At 45.7% G+C, this 19,379-nt stretch carries 19 protein-coding genes; 5 read left to right on the top strand and 14 right to left on the bottom strand.

Annotated elements, in window-relative coordinates; translation table 11 throughout:
* Positions 1 to 37: 37 nt before the first annotated feature.
* From QNI24_RS06905 to QNI24_RS06880, 6 genes are all read right to left on the bottom strand, one after another.
* Positions 38 to 898 (bottom strand): alpha/beta fold hydrolase, encoded by an 861-nt coding sequence (locus QNI24_RS06905; RefSeq protein WP_267175204.1) that lies wholly within the window; start codon positions 896 to 898, stop codon positions 38 to 40.
* A complete protein-coding gene (locus QNI24_RS06900) occupies positions 895 to 1,650 on the bottom strand; it encodes an undecaprenyl-diphosphate phosphatase (protein ID WP_267175205.1) in 756 nt (251 codons plus the stop codon). The genes QNI24_RS06905 and QNI24_RS06900 overlap by 4 nt, the downstream gene beginning before the upstream one ends.
* Entirely contained in the window at positions 1,651 to 3,648 is a 1,998-nt protein-coding gene (locus QNI24_RS06895; RefSeq protein WP_267175206.1) for a tetratricopeptide repeat protein, read from the bottom strand. It lies immediately after the preceding gene.
* Entirely contained in the window at positions 3,645 to 4,604 is a 960-nt protein-coding gene (locus tag QNI24_RS06890) for a YheT family hydrolase (protein ID WP_267175207.1), read from the bottom strand. Before QNI24_RS06890 ends, QNI24_RS06895 begins: the two co-directional genes overlap by 4 nt.
* Positions 4,573 to 5,358, bottom strand: a complete 786-nt coding sequence (locus tag QNI24_RS06885) for a lysophospholipid acyltransferase family protein (RefSeq protein WP_267175208.1) — start codon at positions 5,356 to 5,358, stop codon at positions 4,573 to 4,575. The genes QNI24_RS06890 and QNI24_RS06885 overlap by 32 nt, the downstream gene beginning before the upstream one ends.
* 111 nt (positions 5,359 to 5,469) lie before the next feature.
* Positions 5,470 to 6,546 carry a M24 family metallopeptidase gene (locus QNI24_RS06880; RefSeq protein WP_267175209.1) on the bottom strand — a complete coding sequence of 359 codons (1,077 nt, stop codon included), beginning with the start codon at positions 6,544 to 6,546 and terminating at the stop codon, positions 5,470 to 5,472.
* A 147-nt stretch (positions 6,547 to 6,693) separates the two neighbouring features.
* Here QNI24_RS06880 and mpl point away from each other — a divergent pair, with 147 nt between their 5' ends.
* Positions 6,694 to 8,052: a UDP-N-acetylmuramate:L-alanyl-gamma-D-glutamyl-meso-diaminopimelate ligase gene (gene mpl, locus QNI24_RS06875; protein ID WP_267175210.1), complete on the top strand. Its 1,359-nt coding sequence runs from the start codon at positions 6,694 to 6,696 to the stop codon at positions 8,050 to 8,052.
* Positions 8,053 to 8,059: 7 nt separating this feature from the next.
* On the opposite strand, the gene QNI24_RS06870 is transcribed toward mpl, so the two are convergent.
* Together QNI24_RS06870 and QNI24_RS06865 are read right to left on the bottom strand one after the other, a co-directional pair.
* On the bottom strand, positions 8,060 to 9,334 hold the full coding sequence (locus QNI24_RS06870; RefSeq protein WP_267175211.1) for a cation:proton antiporter: 1,275 nt from the start codon (positions 9,332 to 9,334) through the stop codon (positions 8,060 to 8,062).
* Between the two features lie 27 nt (positions 9,335 to 9,361).
* A complete protein-coding gene (locus QNI24_RS06865; protein ID WP_267175212.1) occupies positions 9,362 to 10,219 on the bottom strand; it encodes an alpha/beta hydrolase in 858 nt (285 codons plus the stop codon).
* A gap of 72 nt (positions 10,220 to 10,291) precedes the next feature.
* On the opposite strand from QNI24_RS06865, the gene QNI24_RS06860 reads away from it, so the two are divergent.
* The gene (locus QNI24_RS06860; RefSeq protein WP_267175213.1) at positions 10,292 to 11,434 is read left to right on the top strand and encodes a patatin-like phospholipase family protein; all 1,143 of its coding nucleotides are present in this window, start codon (positions 10,292 to 10,294) and stop codon (positions 11,432 to 11,434) included.
* 25 nt (positions 11,435 to 11,459) lie between these two features.
* Here the strand turns inward: QNI24_RS06860 and QNI24_RS06855 are convergent, their stop codons facing one another.
* Positions 11,460 to 12,125, bottom strand: a complete 666-nt coding sequence (locus QNI24_RS06855) for a YehS family protein (RefSeq protein WP_267175214.1) — start codon at positions 12,123 to 12,125, stop codon at positions 11,460 to 11,462.
* A 24-nt stretch (positions 12,126 to 12,149) separates the two neighbouring features.
* Complete coding sequence (locus QNI24_RS06850; protein ID WP_267175215.1) at positions 12,150 to 13,019, bottom strand: pirin family protein; 870 nt, start codon at positions 13,017 to 13,019, stop codon at positions 12,150 to 12,152.
* A 143-nt stretch (positions 13,020 to 13,162) separates the two neighbouring features.
* Here QNI24_RS06850 and QNI24_RS06845 point away from each other — a divergent pair, with 143 nt between their 5' ends.
* Positions 13,163 to 13,555, top strand: a complete 393-nt coding sequence (locus QNI24_RS06845; RefSeq protein WP_267175216.1) for a VOC family protein — start codon at positions 13,163 to 13,165, stop codon at positions 13,553 to 13,555.
* Between the two features lie 77 nt (positions 13,556 to 13,632).
* Positions 13,633 to 15,705: a S9 family peptidase gene (locus QNI24_RS06840; RefSeq protein WP_267175217.1), complete on the top strand. Its 2,073-nt coding sequence runs from the start codon at positions 13,633 to 13,635 to the stop codon at positions 15,703 to 15,705.
* Between the two features lie 10 nt (positions 15,706 to 15,715).
* Here the strand turns inward: QNI24_RS06840 and alkB are convergent, their stop codons facing one another.
* Genes alkB through QNI24_RS06825 form a run of 3 tightly spaced genes read right to left on the bottom strand, consistent with a single transcriptional unit; the run spans position 15,716 to position 18,088 of the window.
* Complete coding sequence (alkB, locus tag QNI24_RS06835; protein WP_267175218.1) at positions 15,716 to 16,351, bottom strand: DNA oxidative demethylase AlkB; 636 nt, start codon at positions 16,349 to 16,351, stop codon at positions 15,716 to 15,718.
* A 14-nt stretch (positions 16,352 to 16,365) separates the two neighbouring features.
* Positions 16,366 to 17,142: a class I SAM-dependent methyltransferase gene (locus QNI24_RS06830; RefSeq protein WP_267175219.1), complete on the bottom strand. Its 777-nt coding sequence runs from the start codon at positions 17,140 to 17,142 to the stop codon at positions 16,366 to 16,368.
* A gap of 19 nt (positions 17,143 to 17,161) precedes the next feature.
* A complete protein-coding gene (locus QNI24_RS06825; protein ID WP_267175220.1) occupies positions 17,162 to 18,088 on the bottom strand; it encodes a hypothetical protein in 927 nt (308 codons plus the stop codon).
* Positions 18,089 to 18,434: 346 nt separating this feature from the next.
* Here QNI24_RS06825 and QNI24_RS06820 point away from each other — a divergent pair, with 346 nt between their 5' ends.
* On the top strand, positions 18,435 to 18,950 hold the full coding sequence (locus QNI24_RS06820; RefSeq protein ID WP_267175221.1) for a hypothetical protein: 516 nt from the start codon (positions 18,435 to 18,437) through the stop codon (positions 18,948 to 18,950).
* A 56-nt stretch (positions 18,951 to 19,006) separates the two neighbouring features.
* Here the strand turns inward: QNI24_RS06820 and QNI24_RS06815 are convergent, their stop codons facing one another.
* Positions 19,007 to 19,378 (bottom strand): hypothetical protein, encoded by a 372-nt coding sequence (locus QNI24_RS06815; protein WP_267175222.1) that lies wholly within the window; start codon positions 19,376 to 19,378, stop codon positions 19,007 to 19,009.
* Position 19,379 lies beyond the last annotated feature (1 nt).

The raw sequence follows: 19,379 nt of genomic DNA, 5'->3' as shown, positions 1-19,379 counted from the left end.
CAGCAACCTCCGCATTAATAGGCGGTGGTTGCTGATTTCAATCCTGGCTTAAAAAGCTGAGTATTTTTTCAGCAACATCACTGGCTTGGCTCATGTGCAAGTGATGATCACCTTTGATCTCTACAAATTCATCCGGTTTCAATGACTCAAGCCGTGCCTCAAACATCGGGTACTGCAGAGCATAAGTCCTGGGTTTACCGATGATCAGTTGGGTCGGTACAGATGTGGCTGCCAAGTATTCTTGAATTTGTGCCTCAGCCATCCTAAAAAAACTGCGCAAGCGCAAGCGTTTATCGGTACGCCAATGGTAGCCTTGTGGGGTTTCGCACAAACCCCGCTCAACCAACGGTCTGATGATTTCAGCAGCCATAGGGGTGGCTTCATTGCGTGCTGCGATGGCCTCATCAATATTCTGATAAAACCTTTTGTGTACCAATGAGTGCTTATCCCATAACTTCAAAGCTTCGCGCAGCGACTCAACGGCTTTACCGGGTTGGTAGGGTGGTATGGGACCTAAGTTTTCTAACAACACCATTCTTTTGATGTGCTCAGGAAAAGCCGCGGCATACATAACGGCGATGGCGGCACCCATTGAATGACACAACAAATGTACAGGCGTTTCCAGCTGTTTAACCACTGCTTGGATGTCCATCACATAATCAATGAAACCATAGTTGTGCCCAGGAGCACGATGATCCGAATGCCCGTGTCCAGGAAAATCAATGGCAGTGACTTCATGTCCTTGTGCTGCCAGTAGCGGGGCGATGTGTGAAAAACTGGCCGCGTTGTCTAACCAGCCGTGCAAGGCCAACATTTTATGGCTGTTTCCAGCGCCCCATTGTAAGGCAGCAATGTTGCCGTAGCGGGTCTCAAATGTGATGGTTTTTGGGTTATTCATAGCAATGTCAGCATGATCAAAAGAGCCAATAATATTCGGTAGTGCATGAACCAAATAAAATCAATTTTTTGGATGAACTTCATGAAGAAGTGGATACACAACCAAGCGGCAAGAAAACTCAGCGAGGTGATGGTAATGACTCCAGTGATGTCATAACTTTGTGGTGTTTGTAGCAGTTTCAATGCACCATAGGCCGAAACCATTAAGATGGCTGGGATGGCCAGCAGAAAAGAAAATTTAGCTGCAGCGGTTTTACTCAGTCCCAATGCCATTCCCGCGGTCATGGTGACCCCAGACCTTGAGGCGCCTGGAATCAGAGCCAGGCACTGGGCAAAACCAATGATCAGCGCTGCTTTTAAGTCGAGTGTTTTGTTGCTGCTGTGTCTTTGGCTGAACCACAGTAACACCCCAAAAATAACCGAGGCTGCGGCAATTACCCATGCGGCACGGAGGTGGCTATCAATAAAATCTGCAAACAACAAACCTGTCATCGCCAAAGGGATACTGGCCAATAAAATTTGTTGAAACAAAGGCCAGTCTTGGCCAGTTAACAAACTCAGAACATCTTTGCGGTAATACCAAATGACCGCCAACAATGAACCAAAATGAGCAGCGATGTCCATCACCAGACCTTGGTCTTGCCAACCTGCGAACTGCGAGGCCAGAATCAAGTGAGCAGAGGATGAGATGGGTAAAAATTCGGTCAAACCCTGAACCAAAGCCAACACCACCCATTGTAAGACCTCTGCCATTTACTGATTCAAATGCTGTTGATAATGCTTCCAATGCATGTAGGGAAACATCAATTGATCCAGCGGGGTTGATGCCTTGATGGCAAATGGTTTCAGTGATTTGCCAAATACTTTTTCAATGTTTTCAACCGCTATTGATTCGCCTTGTTGCCAAGCATCAACATCAACCACCGATAGATTAGGGTTCATCGCCACCATTTGATTGATCACTTTTGAAAATTGAGAATAATGTACTTGATAGCTACTAAATACTTTTTGATGCAGGCGCATATCAGCAAAGTTTCGATTCAAAACAAGCACTTGCGCTTTAGGGAAAATACGTTTAATGATGGCTAAGTTAATGGGTGAAAATGGTATGAAGTCAGCAACACTGGCTGTGTCTTTATCAATCACTAAATTCATTTGTTTGACGTATTTTTTGCGTAAGAAATGAATCTTGGCTTGATCCAATTCAGCCAGCTTTTCAACCGTCCAATGTTCGCCAAACACATCTTTTCTTAGTGCTCCTTTAAAACGGTCAATCAATGGGGTGATGTTATTCTCCAATAACCAATTGGTGAAATCATGGTGGCCCGTAGCTGGGTCTGTAAAGACAAACTTAAATGATGATTCGGCTGATTCGGAAGCAAACGCCTGAACTTGTTTTTCTTCTGCTGAAGTTAACAAGTTTACCAGCTTAGGCTTATCAGACTCGATCAGATTGAAATGCTGCCAAGCTTCATCATACTGTTGTTTGGCATCCAATAACAGGCCTGCATACAACGCCATTAGTTGATTGAATTGACTGGTTTGTTTTTCTTGATCAATTTCAGAAATAACTGCTAAAGCTTCATCAATGCGGTTCAGTTGAGACAAAGCATTGAGTTTAAGCTTAATGGCAGTGTTGTGATTGGCCTGTTCTTTGAAGACAGGTTCCAAATAGCTAATAACTTGTTCATATTTATGATCTGAATACAGACAATCTGCTTGCAAGATGATAGCTTGCAGGTAGTCTTCACTTTCAAAATTCACTTCTTGGTAAGTCTTTATGGCTTTTGCATAATTTTTATTTACTTGATGAATTTGACCAAGCATTAACAACGCCCTGCTGTTGTTGCCTCGTTCCAGAACTTGTTGTAATGCCGCTTGCGCTGAATTGGGCTGTCCATTGCCAACCAGCGCATGGGCCAATGCCATCAACCAGCTGGGATAAGCCAAACCTGATTGACACATGTGGGTGAGGTATTTGATGGCCTCGTTGTAGTTATTGGTTTTCACATACATCATACCCAATGCCAACATCAGTTCAGGAATTTTGATTTGTTGGTGAACCATTTCAGTGATGATTTTCATAGCTTCAGCGGTGTTGCTGTTTAACAATGCGATGCCCAGATAGGCCTTAGCAACTTGGTTTTCTGGCTCATCCTCTAATAGCTTTTTGAAATACAACTCAGCAAAGCCTTCTTGGCCTAGTTCTAGACGTGTGATGCCCATTTGGAGAATTAAATCAGGATTGTTTTGAAACTGTAATTCGGCTTGATTCAATAGATTTTCTGCGGCAATATAATCACTTTCTATAGTTAATAACCTGGCCAGTTTAACCATAGCTGGGAGGCCGTCGGTGTGGACTTTTAAAGCAAAGTTATAGTTCTCTTTGGCCTTGTTCGATTCATTTTTAATGGCGTAAATATCACCAATGGCTAAATATGAATAGAACAAGTTAGGGTTTTCTTTGACTGAGGCTTTGAATGCCTTTAAGGCCTCATCTATGCGGTTATTTGCCAACAACATTTGGCCTTTGAATTGTAAGTAGCGGTCGGTTTTTGGAGATAATTTGACGGCTTCTTCTGCGTGCTTCAAGGCGACTTCAAGCTGGTTCAGGCGGCTGCTGGCATGGGCCAAACCAAAATGCGCTTCATCGCTGTTTGGTTCAGTTTTTAAAATATCTAGGTAGCCGTCAATGGCTTGTTCAAATTGGCCGTCGGCATGCAGTTTTTTAATGTTTTCTAATTCACTCATTGGTTTATCTCATTAATCACATGGTCTTCAATCCATGATCGCATTGACCAGCCCTGAATGAAGCCACAGTGGCCTCCTTGCTTACTGGTAATCAACTTGATTTGTGGCAATCGATCGATGGTGGTGAAGTCTTTGAATGGTATCACAGGGTCGTCCCAAGAGGTAATGACGTGGGTGGGACATTTGATTTCACTGATGATCTCGGGTGTGATGGAATAGCCATTGAAATAATCATCTGTGCTGGTGTATTCAGTGTGCGCCACAATCAACATTTGGGTCAGGCGCTCTAAGTTTTCTTCTTGTTGCCAAGAATGGTCGCTGAAAATATGCGGAAACAGCTGATGTTTTATGTGTAAGGAGCGTTTCCATTTGCGCAAGAAATATTTATTGTAGAGTTTGGAAGCGTGAATGGCTTGCATACTGTGTTTGGGAATGATGGGTGGAGAGATTGCAAACACATGTGCAAAAGACAAACCGGCATCTGTGGTATTGGCAGCCACCCGCAAGGCAAAATTACCACCCAATGAAAAACCACACATGATGAATTTTTTGTCTGGGAATTGTGCTTGGATGTCTTTAACTGCATGTACCACTTCATCAATCCGGCAGGAGTGGAACAAATCCTCATTCATGTGGTGTGAATCTCCGTGATCGCGTAAATTCAAGCGATAAATATCAAGTCCTTGGCGGTACAGGCTGTCAGCTATTAATTGGATGTAAGTGGATTGTGAACTGCCTTCCCAGCCATGTAACAATATGGCCACAGTATCAGATTCTTCTGCGTGTTTGGTATAAAATCCCAACAAGGATGCCAGCGGGTTTTTAAGTATTTGTTTGGTTTCGTTTTCAACCACTGGATTACTTTTTCGCAGCCGCAACAGGCGCAGTTTGGCACTGGCCAAAATCGATTGTAGGTGCTTGTTCTTAGGCTTGATGGGTGGTTGACATATAATCATTTCTCAACAACTCCTGTTCAATGTAAGCCCTGGCTTGGGTGGTAACGGTTCTGGCCCCTAAATCAAAATCGGTGACCAAGCCACCACAATGTACTTCGACAGTAGAATTCGGCAAAGTCAGAATGCGCCAAACGCTGCTGAGGAAAAACTCATCATTCAAAAACCCCACGCGATCATTGCGTGTGCCATTGCTGTTAATGAATTTTATTGCCACTGGCAATATCGGTGTTTTGGTCTCAATCGCGGCATGAATCAATTGTCGATGAAAAGTTCTTAAATGACTGCCATCGGTGACTGTGCCCTCAGGAAAAACCGCAACGGATCTACCGGCATTCAGTCTTTTCTTGATTTGGGTGATGACGCCTTTGCGGGATTGGGCATTTCCTCTTTTCAAAAACAAGGTATCACCAACCATGGTGATCAAACCGAGAATTGGCCAGTACTTGATTTCATTTTTAGCCACAAAACCAGCGCGCATCAAGGAATGAATCACTGGAATATCGAGCCATGAGACGTGATTGGCTACCAGAAATACCGGAGCATCTGGTTTGACGCCATGCACATAGACTTTCAGTCCACAAATGAAGCACAACAAGCGAGACCAGTAAACCAGTAAAAACTCATTCACTGGGTTGTTGCGAAACAATTTAGCCAGCAATATGCCCATGATCACAAAAGGCAGGACAAAAACCAATGCCAGTATGAACGCAGTGATGCGCAAGGTGAATCTAACTATGTGAATCAGGGTTTTCAAAAAATATTTAGCTCTGCTGAATTTGGTCAGCCGCACATTATAAGAGATACCAGTGGGCTTTGCATTGATGTTGTTGCGTTTTATGGCAGACTGAGTGAATAAAGAAACGCGCTATAATTCAATCATTTCTCTGGGAAATTGGGTCAATTGGACCAATCCGTTATCGGTTAAGACCACATCATCCTCAACCCGAACGCCACCCCATCCCGGAATATAAATGCCTGGTTCAATGGTGATGACACAGTTTCTCTTCACCATCAAGTTTTTGCCCATACCAATGAATGGCAATTCATGCACGTCCATACCCAGCCCATGGCCCAGGCCCTCACCTTGGTACTTGGCGTAAGGTGATTGGTTCAATATATGTTGTGAGGCCTGATGCAGCTTAAGCCCTTCGACTTCTTCACTCAGTGCATCCATTGCAGCTTGTTGCGCACCCAAAACAGTCTGGTAAACCGTTCGTTGTTTTTCATCTGCCTGACCAAAGACAAAAGTTCGCGTCATGTCAGAATGGTAACCGTTGACGACCGCACCAAAATCAATCAACAACAAATCACCGTGTTGCAGTTGTCTGTCGCCGGGAACGCCATGTGGTAATGCACTGCGTTCAGCCATCAACATGATGGTGTCAAAAGAAGGTCCTTGAGAGCCTCTTTGGGCCATTTGGTACTCAAGTTCAGCCGCCAATTCACGTTCGGTCACCCCTGCCTTGACACTTTTGAGCATTTCATGCAGCGCATCATCAGCAATTTTTGCTGCTTGTTGAATCGATGCAATCTCCCCATCATCTTTGGTGTAGCGCAAATCCTCAACCAGGCGTGAGAATGGCACAGCGTCAGTCTCGGGCCAATGGGTTTGCATGCCCAACCAAGCACTGTGGCTGATGTGATCAGCCTCAAAAGCCAGTCTTCTGATCCCATGCTTTAGTAACAATTCGGCTATCAGCTCAGCCAGTGACTGCTTGATCCGGTCACGACAAATCACCTCAAATACACTGCACTCGGCCTTGGCCTGTTCGAAATAGCGGTAGTCTGTTAACAAATAGGCATGTTGACCCAGCACCAAGGCAGTGGCGGCATGGCCTGTGAAGCCAGACAGGTAAGTGATGTTATTGGCATCAAACAGCAAAAAGCCATCCAGCTGTTCTGAATTCAGGGTTTTTATGATGGTATTCAGGCGTTCAGTCATGTTGGGTGTCAGTCATTAAAGGGGTTACATTGTAATGGCACTGGCCTGCAATATGCCATGTTTCAGCGTGTACATGTTTTGCCGGTGGTGTGGTAAATGTGATATAACCGCCAATCTACCAAACACCATTAATCAATTAAACAAACAATGAATATTCATATCTTGGGCATTTGCGGTACTTTCATGGGCGGCATTGCGGCCATCGCCAGGGCCATGGGGCATCAAGTAACGGGCTCGGATCAAAACGTCTACCCACCGATGAGTGATCAGTTGGCACAATTGGGTATTGATATCCACACCGGTTATGACCCAGCGCCTTTGAAGACGGTTGAGTTGGATGAAGTGATTGTGGGTAATGTGATGACTCGAGGCATGGCAGCCACAGAATATTTGTTAGAAAATCACACCAAATACGTCTCTGGTCCACAATGGTTGGGTGAGCAGGTGCTGCGCCATAAGCGTGTATTTGCGGTGGCTGGCACCCACGGTAAAACCACCACTTCGTCTATGTTGGCGTGGATTTTGGCTGACAATGATGTTGATCCAGGTTTTTTGATTGGCGGCGTCTGCCAACATTTCTCACAATCAGCCCGCATCACTGAAGGTGATTGTTTTGTCATTGAAGCAGATGAATATGACTCGGCCTTTTTTGATAAACGATCGAAATTTGTGCATTACCACAGTGATGTGGTGATTTTAAATAACTTAGAGTTCGATCATGCCGACATCTTCGAAGATTTGGCCGCGATTAAAAAGCAGTTCCATCATTTGCTGCGAACCATCCCACAAAACGGAACCATCATTGTCAATGCCGATGATGCCAACCTGCATGCAGTACTGAATATGGGCTGTTGGACGCCAGTGGTTACTTTTGGTCAAGATAATCAAGCTGATTATTGGGTCGAAACAAATGCAAAGGATGCCAGGAGATTCAGCATCCATGACCAATCTGGTCAATTGGCTGACGTGCAATGGAACATCACTGGAGCGCACAATCAGTTGAATGCCTTGGCGGCTATTTTAGCGGCCAAAGAAGCCGGTGTAGAAATCGCGGCAGCGGCACAATCAATGGCTGCCTTCCAAAACGTCAAGCGCCGCATGGAATGGGTGGGCGAGGCACAAGGGGTAACTATTTATGATGATTTTGCACACCATCCAACCGCCATCGAAACCACATTATCAGGGCTGAAAGCAGTCAGTAAAGGCCGCACGATTGCAGTTCTGGAGCCGCGCAGTAATTCGATGCGTGCTGGTGTGCATGCCGATGCCCTGCCACAGGCGTTGGCCGGTTGTGATAAGGCCTATGTGATGATTTACCCTGAGTTGGATTGGGATGAAGTCATTAAAACAACTTTGGCTGAACAATACGTGGTGGTTGATTCTGTCTCTGCTTTGATTGCACAGTTGGTTGCAGATTCAAAACCTCAAGATCAGGTGGTGTTCATGAGCAACGGTGGATTTGAGGCCGCGCCCAAAAAGTTGCTGGCGGCCTTGTGCAGTGAATAAGCCCCTTTCAGTCTTTTTTTCGGCTCATGAGGTTGATGTGGCTTTTGTTGTGTTTGGGGTGGGTTTGTTGCAGCATCCTTGGCACGGTTGGGGCTTGGACAAATAAGGTAAAAAGCACCACCCCAAAAGCCATAGACTGGATGGTCCACCAGGCCTCAAGCTCAACTGGTAGAGACAGCGCCAATGCGACTGTGACTGCGCCTCTGGTGCTGCCCCAGAACAACATCTTCTTGGTTGGCTCGTTCACAGGTTTTTTCAACTTAAAAGCACACAGCGGTAACAAGCCATATATGGCAATCGCGCGGGTCAACAGCACTGCAGCTATGGCTATTAACATCGCCAACCAGCGCTCTTGAAACATGCTGATGGTTATGGTTACGCCCAATAAAATAAAAATCATGGCATTGGCAAAAAAACTGATCACTTCCCACCAATAATTGACGAAAACCCGGTCCTCAGCTGGAATGAATTTTTCATGTGCTTTGTTCATGATGAGGCCAGCGGTCAGAACTGCCATCATGCCCGATACGTTCAGCGTGTCTTCCGCAATCAGAAATGAGCCATAAGCGACCGAAACCAACAACACATTCTCTAAGATTCTGGTTTTGATGATGTAACTGAAAAAAGTGCCCAAACAGCCACAAACAAAACCAAATAAAATGCCACCAAAAAATATTTTGAGAAAGCTCAACAATGTTGCCCATCCAGAGAAACTGGCATCGGAGGCTGATTGTTGATTCAATGCCAAAGTCAATAATGTGGTGAACAACACCACAGCGATGGCGTCATTGAATAAACTTTCACCCTCAATCAATGTGGTAACTTCCTGTGGTGCATTGATGCGTTTGAGGTGACTGACCACAGCCATCGGGTCGGTTGCCACCAATAAAGCGCCTGCCACCAAGGCGGTATAAATGGGGAATCCAGAACTGTGTCCGACACCCCAGTAAATCAGTAAAGCTGCAATACCTGCTGAAACCAACATGATCGGTCCTGCCAACATCAAAATCACAAACAAGTTCTCTTTCAGTGCCAGGCGGTTGATGCGATAAGCTGATTCAAAAATAATGATCGGTAGAAACACATAAAACACCATGGTATTGAAATTAGAGGCCCGAATGCCGGTATCAAACCCCAGCATCACCACCAGTTCCGAACCGAGGAAACCAACGATGATTAAAAATGCCACAAAAGGCAGTCTGAATATTCGAGCCAAGGGTTCAGCCAATAAACTGGCGATGATTAATATCACCAGTGAAAAAACCACATTTTGTATCAGCATGTTTGCCATCATTTCCCCCGTTTAATGTTACTCGTTTTTACTGTCACTGAGCAGCTTCAACAAGCTATCGAAGGCTGCAGTGCCAGGGTGAATCCAGTCAAAATGTCCTGCCTCATTGAGTAGTTTAACTTTGATTTGATGCAATTCAGATTGACTTATGGGAACGATTTTATCCGCATCTCCTTGCAATAATATCGTTGTGTTGGGTAAAAAGTTGGTGTTTAAGGATGCTTGTCGGTAAGCCTCAGCGGCCTCCTCTGGCTTGCCGCCCATAAAAAGCGGTGCGGCTTTTTGACAACTGTTTTCACCTTTAGCATAGCTGCTCACATCGGTGATGGCTGCCAAGCCAATGACGTGTTTGAAGTTGATATGACTTAATTCTGAAGCGGCTAAGAGTGCCAAGTGGCCACCGGCTGAGTGACCCATTAAGATGATTTCACCGGTATTGACGTTGAACTGTTGTAAGGCATTGATTTGGTTGAGGGCTGACTTGATGTCATCAAAGCTACCCGGCCAACCGCCGCCTTCATCGCCGGTGCGCCGATATTCCAAGGCGTATACCGGGTGGCCTTTTTGGGCCAAAGCCGTGGCTGCTGCCAGCGCATGATCAACGCCAAAAGCATTGAGCCAACAGCCACCATGAATCATTACAATGAGTGGTTGTTTTTTGACACCTGCTGAAGGTTGCCACAACAAGCCAAACTGCAGGATGTCATCACCATAGGAAATGGTCTGGGTGGGTTGAGTAAAAGCCAATTCAGTGACTGATTTAAAGCTCACCGCAGATGCAGTAGTGGGATAATCAATGGCATTTTCATGATCAGCTGCGCCAACCATTTGGGTTGAAACCATCATAAGAACAAAAGGCAGTAATTTTTTAAGCATGTTTCAACGTTGTAGTATTGTCATCATTACTATAACAAACCCAACCACAAAAAACATTTATAATGTATGGCTATGAACAGCCAAAAACCCATACCAGCATTGATGTTGCCAGGCGGTGGCGCCCGTGGTGCCTATCAAGTGGGCGTTATCCAAGCCATCATGTCCTTCATGCCAGATGGTTTTCGTTTCCCCGTGATTAATGGCACTTCCGCCGGCGCCATCAATGCGGTGGTCATGGCCACCCATGCCAAAGACCAAAAATATGGCGTGGCTCGTTTACATCATTTTTGGAGCAACATTCATTGTGAACAGGTTTACCGCACGGACAGCAGACAAATTTTCAAGACCATGGCGCGGGTCATGGGTGCTTTGGTGTTTGGGCGTTTGGGTGTGCGTCCGCCTGATTCACTGCTGGATAACCAACCATTGGCTGAGTTATTATCAAGTGAACTGAAATTACATCAACTTCAAACCGCCATTGATGACGGTGATTTGATGGGCTTATCCATTGCAGCCTCATCTTATGACACCGCAGTGGCCAAATGTTTCTATCAAGCCAGAGAAGCTGTGGTGCCATGGCATCGCTCTCGCCGGGTGGGTTTGGCAGAGGACATCACAGTTGAACACATCATGGCATCAACCGCATTGCCATTTCTGTTTCCGGCCCAACTGATCGGGCATGAATACTATGGCGATGGCGGCTTGCGGAACTCTGCACCGCTGTCACCCGCCATTCACTTGGGTGCAGATCGCATTTTGGTTATTGGCACCCGTGATGAGAGTCCGATAAAAGTACCCAATGAGGCTGGGCCTTATCCCAGTATGGGTGAACTCGGTGGTTATATGCTGGATACCATATTTATGGACACCATGATGGCTGATTTATCGCGCTTGAATCGCATCAACCAAACCCTGCGACTGATTCCACCTGAAAAAGCCACCCAAACCCATTTGAAACAAATCGAAACCCTCATCATCAAACCCAGTGTCGATGTGCGTGATATCACGGCAGCGAATGCAGCAGCGATACCTAAACCAGTCAGGTCTTTGCTAAAAATGATTGGCGGCTGGGGCAAGGATTGGCGCATGCCCAGTTATTTATTGTTTGAGCCAAGTTACACCGAGGCATTGATTGAATTGGGCCATGAAGATGCGCTGGCTCAGCAAGAACAGATCAAATCATTTCTGGCAGCAAGCAAGCCCGATAATAATTGATTGAGGTGCGTTCACACCCAGCCAGTTAATCCCCTTTAGGGGCCTTCTTCAATGATTTTTGCCAAATGCTCGCCGCTTTGCTGGGTGGCGTTTCATCTGTGGTTTTTGTTGTGGTTTTTGGGGCAGGTTTTGATTGCGTTTTCGCAGCTGTTTTTGTTAATGTTTTCGTCACAGTTTTACGGGTAGTCTTTGGTTCGGTTGTTGCGCTCGGTATGGGTTTTTTAGCCGCATTGTGCCCCCGGCATTTGATTTGTAGTCCTTTCATGAACTTGCGCAAGATTTGATTTTTACATACCCGGTAATGCTTGTGGTCTTTCTTACGAAACAAGGCACTGAGTTCATGTTTACTGATTTGGAAGCCTGCGAGCTTCATCAAATCCAGCATGTCCTCTGACTTTAAATTAAAGGCTATCTTGAGTTTCATCAGAATCAAGTTGTTGGACATGGCTTGGATGTATTTCACTTGAGGACCGTCTTTGGGGCCCCTTTGATCAATGATTAAACCATCTAAAAACAAGGTCAATTCATGGGCGGATAACGTCGCATAGCCATCCTCCTCCTCGCGTTTGAGCCAGCGGTTCACTTGTTCAGTGGTTACTGTGTGATCGGCTTTGGCAAATATGGCAGCAATTTTGTTGTCTCGGGCATCTAAAATATATCTGATGCGACGCAGTATGTCGTTATGGGTCATGGTGTGGTCCTGTGGTGTGTTGTCCTATTCTGGTAAGGGAATATACTCTTTATCATCGCCGGGAACGGATGGAAACCTTTGTTCGCGCCAATCATCTTTGGCTTGTTCTATGCGAGATTGACGGCTTGAGACAAAATTCCAGTCGATGAATCTGGCTCCTATGTTTTCGCCACCAATCAAGGCAATGCGGGTGTTGTCATGCTGCGCAGTGATGGTTACCTCGACTGCATCCAACACGGCCATATGATAACTGTCGATGACCTTATCTGCAATCAATACCGACCCTTTGGCCACATATAAGCCCCGTTCTGCTGCTGTGGGTAACAACAGGGATTGGCCTTGTTGTAAAGTGGCTTCAATGTACAAGGTTTCAGCAAATGTTTTCACCGGTGATTGCAGACCGAAGGCTGAACCCATCATCACCCGCACCGGCACGCCGTCGATGTCTTTGCCTGGAATGGCCTTGCGGTCATAATGATAAAAGGCCGGATCGATTTCTTCATCAGCTTGAGGCAGAGCCAACCACAACTGCAAGCCATCCAACTTGTGATCCTGGTTGCGAATGAAATCGCGTTCTCGTTCAGAATGAACGATGCCTTTACCTGCCACCATCAGGTTGATGTCACCGGGCACAATGGGCTCGCTGGAACCCAACGAATCGCGGTGGTAAATTTCACCCTCAAATAAATAAGTGACGGTGGCTAAATTAATGTGAGGGTGCGGTCTGACATTGATGCCTTGGCCGGCTTTGAAATCGGCTGGTCCCATGTGGTCAAAAAAGATCCAAGGACCAATCATGCGTTGCCCAGCTACCGGTAAAATGCGACGCACAGAAAAACCACCCAAATCTTTTTCTCTGGGTTCGATCAGGCGGGTAATGGTGGTTTGTGTCATGTTAAAAACAGGCTGTTAAACAGTTGAAATGGTAACATGAGATGATTGTTGATTTGTGCCAAAACCTTATTTCTGTGAATCGAAAGTTGGTCTGAGGGCTGAGATTGGCTATTATGTGTGGGTACTTTTCTCAGGAGCGATACATGACAAGCAATCAAACAAACATGCCTTTGGGTGCTTTTTCAGTCAGTTTGGCTGTCAAAGACATCGAACAATCAAAAGTGTTTTATCAACAACTGGGTTTTTCTGTGGTGGGTGGTAATCAATCTCAAAATTGGCTGATCTTGCGCAATGGTGACAACACCATCGGTCTGTTTCAAGGCATGTTTGAGGGCAATGTATTGACTTTCAACCCAGGATGGGACGCAAATTGTAATGACCTCAATGAATTCACCGATGTGCGTGAGATTCAGCAAAAACTGCAGGCTGCCGGCATCGAAATTACCGACGCCAATCTGGCCGCTGAGTCAGGCCCCGGTCACATCAGCCTGGTTGATCCGGATGGCAATGCTATTTTGATAGATCAACACCGTTGAAGTATGATGTGAATCAACCGACGTGTTCGTCAAATACAAAACACATATCCCACAACAAAAAACTATTAAGGTTACCTATGAAAAACCAATTGACTCAAATTTTTTACATCTCACTGTTTTTGTTTGTTTTTAATCCCACAGTCTGGGCTGATGAGGACCCTGACTTGAGTGCAGTCAACAACCCCAAGCACTACACTGGTATGGATGTGTTTGATTTACAGTATGTCAGTGATCCACGCATATCACCCGATGGCAAGCAGGTTGTTTACCGCTTGAACAGCAACGACATCATGACTGATAAGACCCATTCAAACCTGTGGATTATCGATGTTGATGGCGCCAAAAACCGGCCCTTACTGACAGGAAAAAACAGCTACACTTCGCCCCGCTGGTCGCCATCAGGTGATCGCATTGCCTTTGTTGCTGCCAGTGGTGGCAGTCCACAAATTCACCTCATGTGGATGGATACTGGGCAAGTGGCTGTGATCAGCGATCTGCGTCAACCACCGGCATCAATCACTTGGTCACCTGATGGTAAATACCTGGCGTTCACCATGGCGGTGCCAGCCAAACCAAGTAAACTGGTGAAGAAAAGACCGCAGCCCAAAGGTGCCAAGTGGTCTGAGGCGGCTGTTGTGATTGATAGCATCAGATACCAGCGCGATGGCCGTGGCATCATTCCAACAGCGTTCAACCATGTTTTTGTGTTGCCGGCCAATGGCGGCACCGAACGCCAATTAACCACAGGCAATTTTCAGCACCAAGGGCCATTGTCCTGGTCGAATGATTCACAGCACCTGCTGTTTTCAGCCAACAGGGATGCTGGTTGGGAAAGGCAAACCATTGAAAGTGATGTGTACCAGATTGACCTGCTGGGTAAGTTGACCCAAATCACCAGTGAACCCGGCGCAGAAAACCAACCAGCGTATTCACCTGATGGTAAAAAAATAGCCTACATCAAAACTGAAAACCTGAAACTGTCATACATCAAGTCAACTTTGGTGGTCATCAACAGTGATGGTTCTGGGGCCAATGATTTGAGTAAAAATTTCGACGTGAACATCGATGATTTTGCTTGGGCGGGTAACAACAAATCATTACACATCCAATATGATCAGCGCGCCATCAGACGGCTGGCTGAAATTAATCTGCGAGGTAAAATATCACCCAAGGTACAAGGCATCAGCGGCACCTCCAATGGCCGACCTTATGTTTCAGGTGATTTCAGCATCAATGACGATGAGGTGATAGCTTATACCAAAGGTTCGGCATACCGACCTGCAGACTTGGCTGTTTATAAAGCCAAAAAGCACAAAGTACTGACTGCAGTTAATGAGGATTTATTGGGCCACAAAAAACTTGGAGAAGTGCATGAAATCATCTACAACTCATCTTTAGATCAACAACAGATACAAGGCTGGTATATCACGCCACCTGATTTTGACCCCAACAAAAAATACCCTTTGATCATTGAGATTCATGGCGGCCCATGGTTGGCCTATGGGCCATATTTTTCCGCAGAACTGCAGCAAATGGCCAGCGCCGGTTATGTGGTTTTCTATAATAACTTCCGTGGTTCAACCGGTTATGGTACTGATTTTGCGATGCTATTACATGGCAAATATTCCAGCGCTGATGACTTTGCCGATCACATGTCTGGCATCGATGCCTTGATTGATAAAGGTTTTGTCGATGAGCATAATTTGTTCATCACCGGTGGCTCGGCAGGTGGCATTGCAGCGGCTTATGCGGTTGGTTTAACCAATCGTTTCAATGCTGCAGTGGCGGCCAAGCCAGTAATTAACTGGGTCAGTAAAACCTTAACTGCCGATTCATCCATTGGACAAATTCGTCATCAATTTCCTGGTATGCCTTGGGACCATTTAGCGCATTATTGGCAGCGCTCACCTTTGTCTCTGGTGGCTAACGTCAAGACCCCAACTATGTTGCTTACGGGAGAGGATGATCGCCGCACACCAATTTCAGAAACAGAGCAGTTTTATCAAGCACTGCAGTTGTTGAATGTGGACACCATGATGGTCAGGATTCCTGATACGCCGCATGGCATCGCTGACCGCCCATCGCGGTTGTTGACCAAAGTAGACCACATCTTGGCGTGGTTTGAGAGGTACAAAAAAGACCCTGAATAGGCCGCAGGCATTAAACCGCCCTGAAGGTTAAATTAATGCGGTGTAAGCCCAGTTTTGGATGAGGTATACCACCTTTGGTTTTCACCCCGTGGTAAATCAGCCGGGCAGTGCGCCCCCAGACCATGACATCGCCGTCATACAGTTCAATTTCTTGTGGTGAATTATTTCTGCTATCACCATAAATTTGGAATCGTGCACTCATGCCCAAAGACACTGAAACGATGGGTTGGGATAAATCGGTTTCGTTTTTATCTTGGTGCGCAGTCAGCTCTTGTCCTTGTTGGTAATGGTTGATCAGACAGGCACTGGGCTGAAAATTTTTAAAGCCTGCCATTTCGGCTGCTTGTTGGGCCAGTTGAGAAAACGCATCAGGCATTTTAGGCCAAGGTTTTTTTGAACTGGGGTCATGTTTGGCATAACGGTAACCAGCCGGTTCGCTGATCCAACCTAAATCACCGCAGTTGGTCATTGAGATGTTCAAGCGTTTGCCACCAGGCGTGCGCATAAAGCGAAAAGGTGCTTGATCAGTGATGGCCTTAATCAGGCTAATCAAATCATCATGTACTGCAAAATGACGAATCAGATAGGTATCAGTTTGTAACTCTATGAGTTGCTGGTCTGTGGTTGTGGCAAATAAATCTGACATCAGCCGCGATTACTTCAAGGTTTTTTCGCTGCGATGCTATAAACCATCGGGACGTGGTGATTTTTATGTTCGAGGTAGAATTTTCCTGGCTGTTTCTCAATCATACCCTCGAAACAGTTGTAAGGGCTGTGATCATATTCATTGACTTTTTCAATGCTTAAGCCAGCATCAATCAAAGCAGAAATAACATCTGCCATGGTGTGGGTCCAAACCGCAAACTCGTGCTTTGAACCATCACAGTTTTCGGTATAGGTATCTTCCTGTTCCACATCAGGTTGGGGTTTGTGAAAATAGTCATATCCAGCCAGTAAATCAATCATCGGGTGAAACTCAGCCATAAAGAATTGGCCACCGGTTTTGAGTTTATTGGCCACTGTTTGCGCCCAAAGTTTGATGTCAGGTAACCAACATATGGCACCATAAGAAGTGTAAACAATGTCATACAGCTGTTCAGATTGGGTGCCATAGGCATAAACGTCGGTACAAACGAATTGTGCGTTCAACTTCGTTTGTCGTTGTAACTCGTTGGCTTTTTTGATCGCGGCATCAGAAATATCTACGCCAGTGGCATCAGCACCCAGGCGGGCCCAAGATAGGGTGTCCAAACCAAAATGACACTGCAGGTGTAACAGGCTTTTGTCATTCACATCACCCAAGCCTTCAAGTTCGATGCTGTTTAATGATGATTTGCCTGCCAGGAACCCTGGCACATCATAAAACTTAGATGTGAAGTGGGTCTCAACCCGTTTGTTCCAAGAGGTTTTGTTGGTATTGAAATGTTGTTTGCTCATGCCCTAATGATAACGCATTTCATTCAAAATCATCAGCAAATATCAGTTCATCAATGGTTAAAAAGGCTTGGGTACAATCGTTTTGGCTTTGCGGTATTGAAGGCGCAAAACGGATGAAATCAAAACGTGCAAGCAAGCCATTATCACCGTTCTGCCAGCTGTGCCCCATGATACCCAGTTGGACCGTATCTGGCATACCTGCATGATCAAAGTGCATCGGTGATGATTGGCCCACAGCGGGGACATTGATTTCAGCCGTTACGCTGCCGCTGTTGCGCCATGTGGTGGTATTCGCCCCATCGACATCGAACTGGTTATAAAAGGTTTCTTGGCGCCACGCGCCAATGGCATCGGCCCAGTAATAAAAATAGAACACATGACCCACCCGACAAGCGAGTAAATATTCATCCACCCCCACTTGTTCTGTCAAATACAAATTGGAAACTGAGTTCACTGTTTTCTTCATTTCGCGGGCATAAGTCACACCATTTTGGCCTTGGCCGCCCATGTTGTACATCACCCAGTTCTCATCACCATTGTGGCTGCCATTGGCATCCCGGATGACAAAGCCACCGGCATTGAAACCCAAGTCAGCAGGTTGTTCTGGGTCAGTACTTTGAGTCACACTTAAAGCAATGGCGACTGCAAAATTACCACTGACATTTTGGTAAACCAAGGGTCCATACTGATCTTCAAACCAAGCATTCATAGCGAAAATTTCAGGCTCAACAGTTAATGCTCCTTGATCAATGGAAAGTGACAATGCCCTGCTGTCATTGATCTCAGCGCCCAGAACAGACCATGCCGTGGTGTTGTTATTTAACAGGTCGGCATAGTCGTTGAATTCATCAGAAAAGGGTCCGCCTGCAAGCGCCAACTGATGCGTTGTTGCAATCAGTAGCAGAGTGAAGCCAATAAAAAGTTGGTGGCAGTATTTTTTTATCATCACGTATTTATCATAATATATTCTCAGCGGAAGCGTAAGCCTGCGTCAGAAACATGCTGTCAGTGCGTTGAAAACCATGAAACTGTTCACGAAAAAACGTTGATTGAAATCATTTTTTAGCTGGTTCAATGCCGCAGTTTATGATACTTGCATGGTAGGAACATCGCTGGTTTTCTCCAGATTTTGGTAAGAACTTTGTGACTTGTGCTGAGTAGTATTGAAGGTGTCGAGGAGGTGTTCTCCTTGATGGGTGAATCCTTTGGTTCGATTAAGAAATGCACACACCCGTGTTTTTTTTATTGACTCAAACAAGACACCCAAAACCAATCATTTTCAGGAGCTTCTTATGAAATATTCAATCTTAACAAAAAGCATCGCATTGTTATTATTCATTGCATTTATCAATCCAGTGGTGGCCCAAGTCAACACCTGTCAAGCGCTGAGTTTTTACGGCAACGCTGTCAACGAAGGGCTGTGTAAGGGCTTAAGCCCAGGTAATCAAAACCTCTGGGTTTGTGACCTCACCGGTGGTTCACCGGACATTCACACCACATTCAATGCCGTCACTAACCTGCATTTAACTGTCAGAAACAATCCGGCTCCGCCTCAATGTCAGGGCAGCAGCCAACTCACTGGTGTCTGGCCAGCAGGCTTAAACATCATGGCAGGACAGCCTAATATGGTTTGTGGCGTCAGTGTCCAAAACTACGTCGACCGATTCAATGCAGTGAATCAGGCAGCAGTGATTCCAGGGCACAGCTTGTGTGAGTCTGGTTTTTTGAATGCCCAAGCCAATTTGAGGCTGACACCAGCACAAACGCATTTGTATTTATTGAATTGTGCCGCCAATCACTGCCCTTGATGGTATGACAATATGATGCGGTAGCCGTTTTTTAACGGCTACCGTATGTGGGTTGCTTAATCAGGCTTAACTTGCTGACCCAAGTCAGGGTCATTCAATACTTGGGGATCGCAATTAATCAAAGTCTTATCTGACTTGTCTTGAACAATCACAGAAACATTGATTAATTGTGATTTTTCGCTGTTGGTTTTGATACTCAGGCTGCGATGTCCTGAACCAAAAGTAGGGTTGGTGAAGGTGCTGTTATTATCGCTGGAGACCACAGCCAGCATGGCAAAGTCTTCAGCTGTACTTGCAGTGAATTCAATGGTGAACTCAGACTGCTTATCGGTGATAAAAATGGTTTGTGGTGAAAAGGCATAAAAATATTGTCCTTCACCGGTATTACCGCCAAATTCAACTTTGGCTACACTTAATTTTATGATCATT

The organism is Marinicella marina (assembly GCF_030065545.1).
Lineage (GTDB): Bacteria > Pseudomonadota > Gammaproteobacteria > Xanthomonadales > Marinicellaceae > Marinicella > Marinicella marina.
The sequence above is the reverse complement of the archived record's forward strand: the minus strand, read 5'-3'. Positions and strand labels throughout refer to the sequence as shown.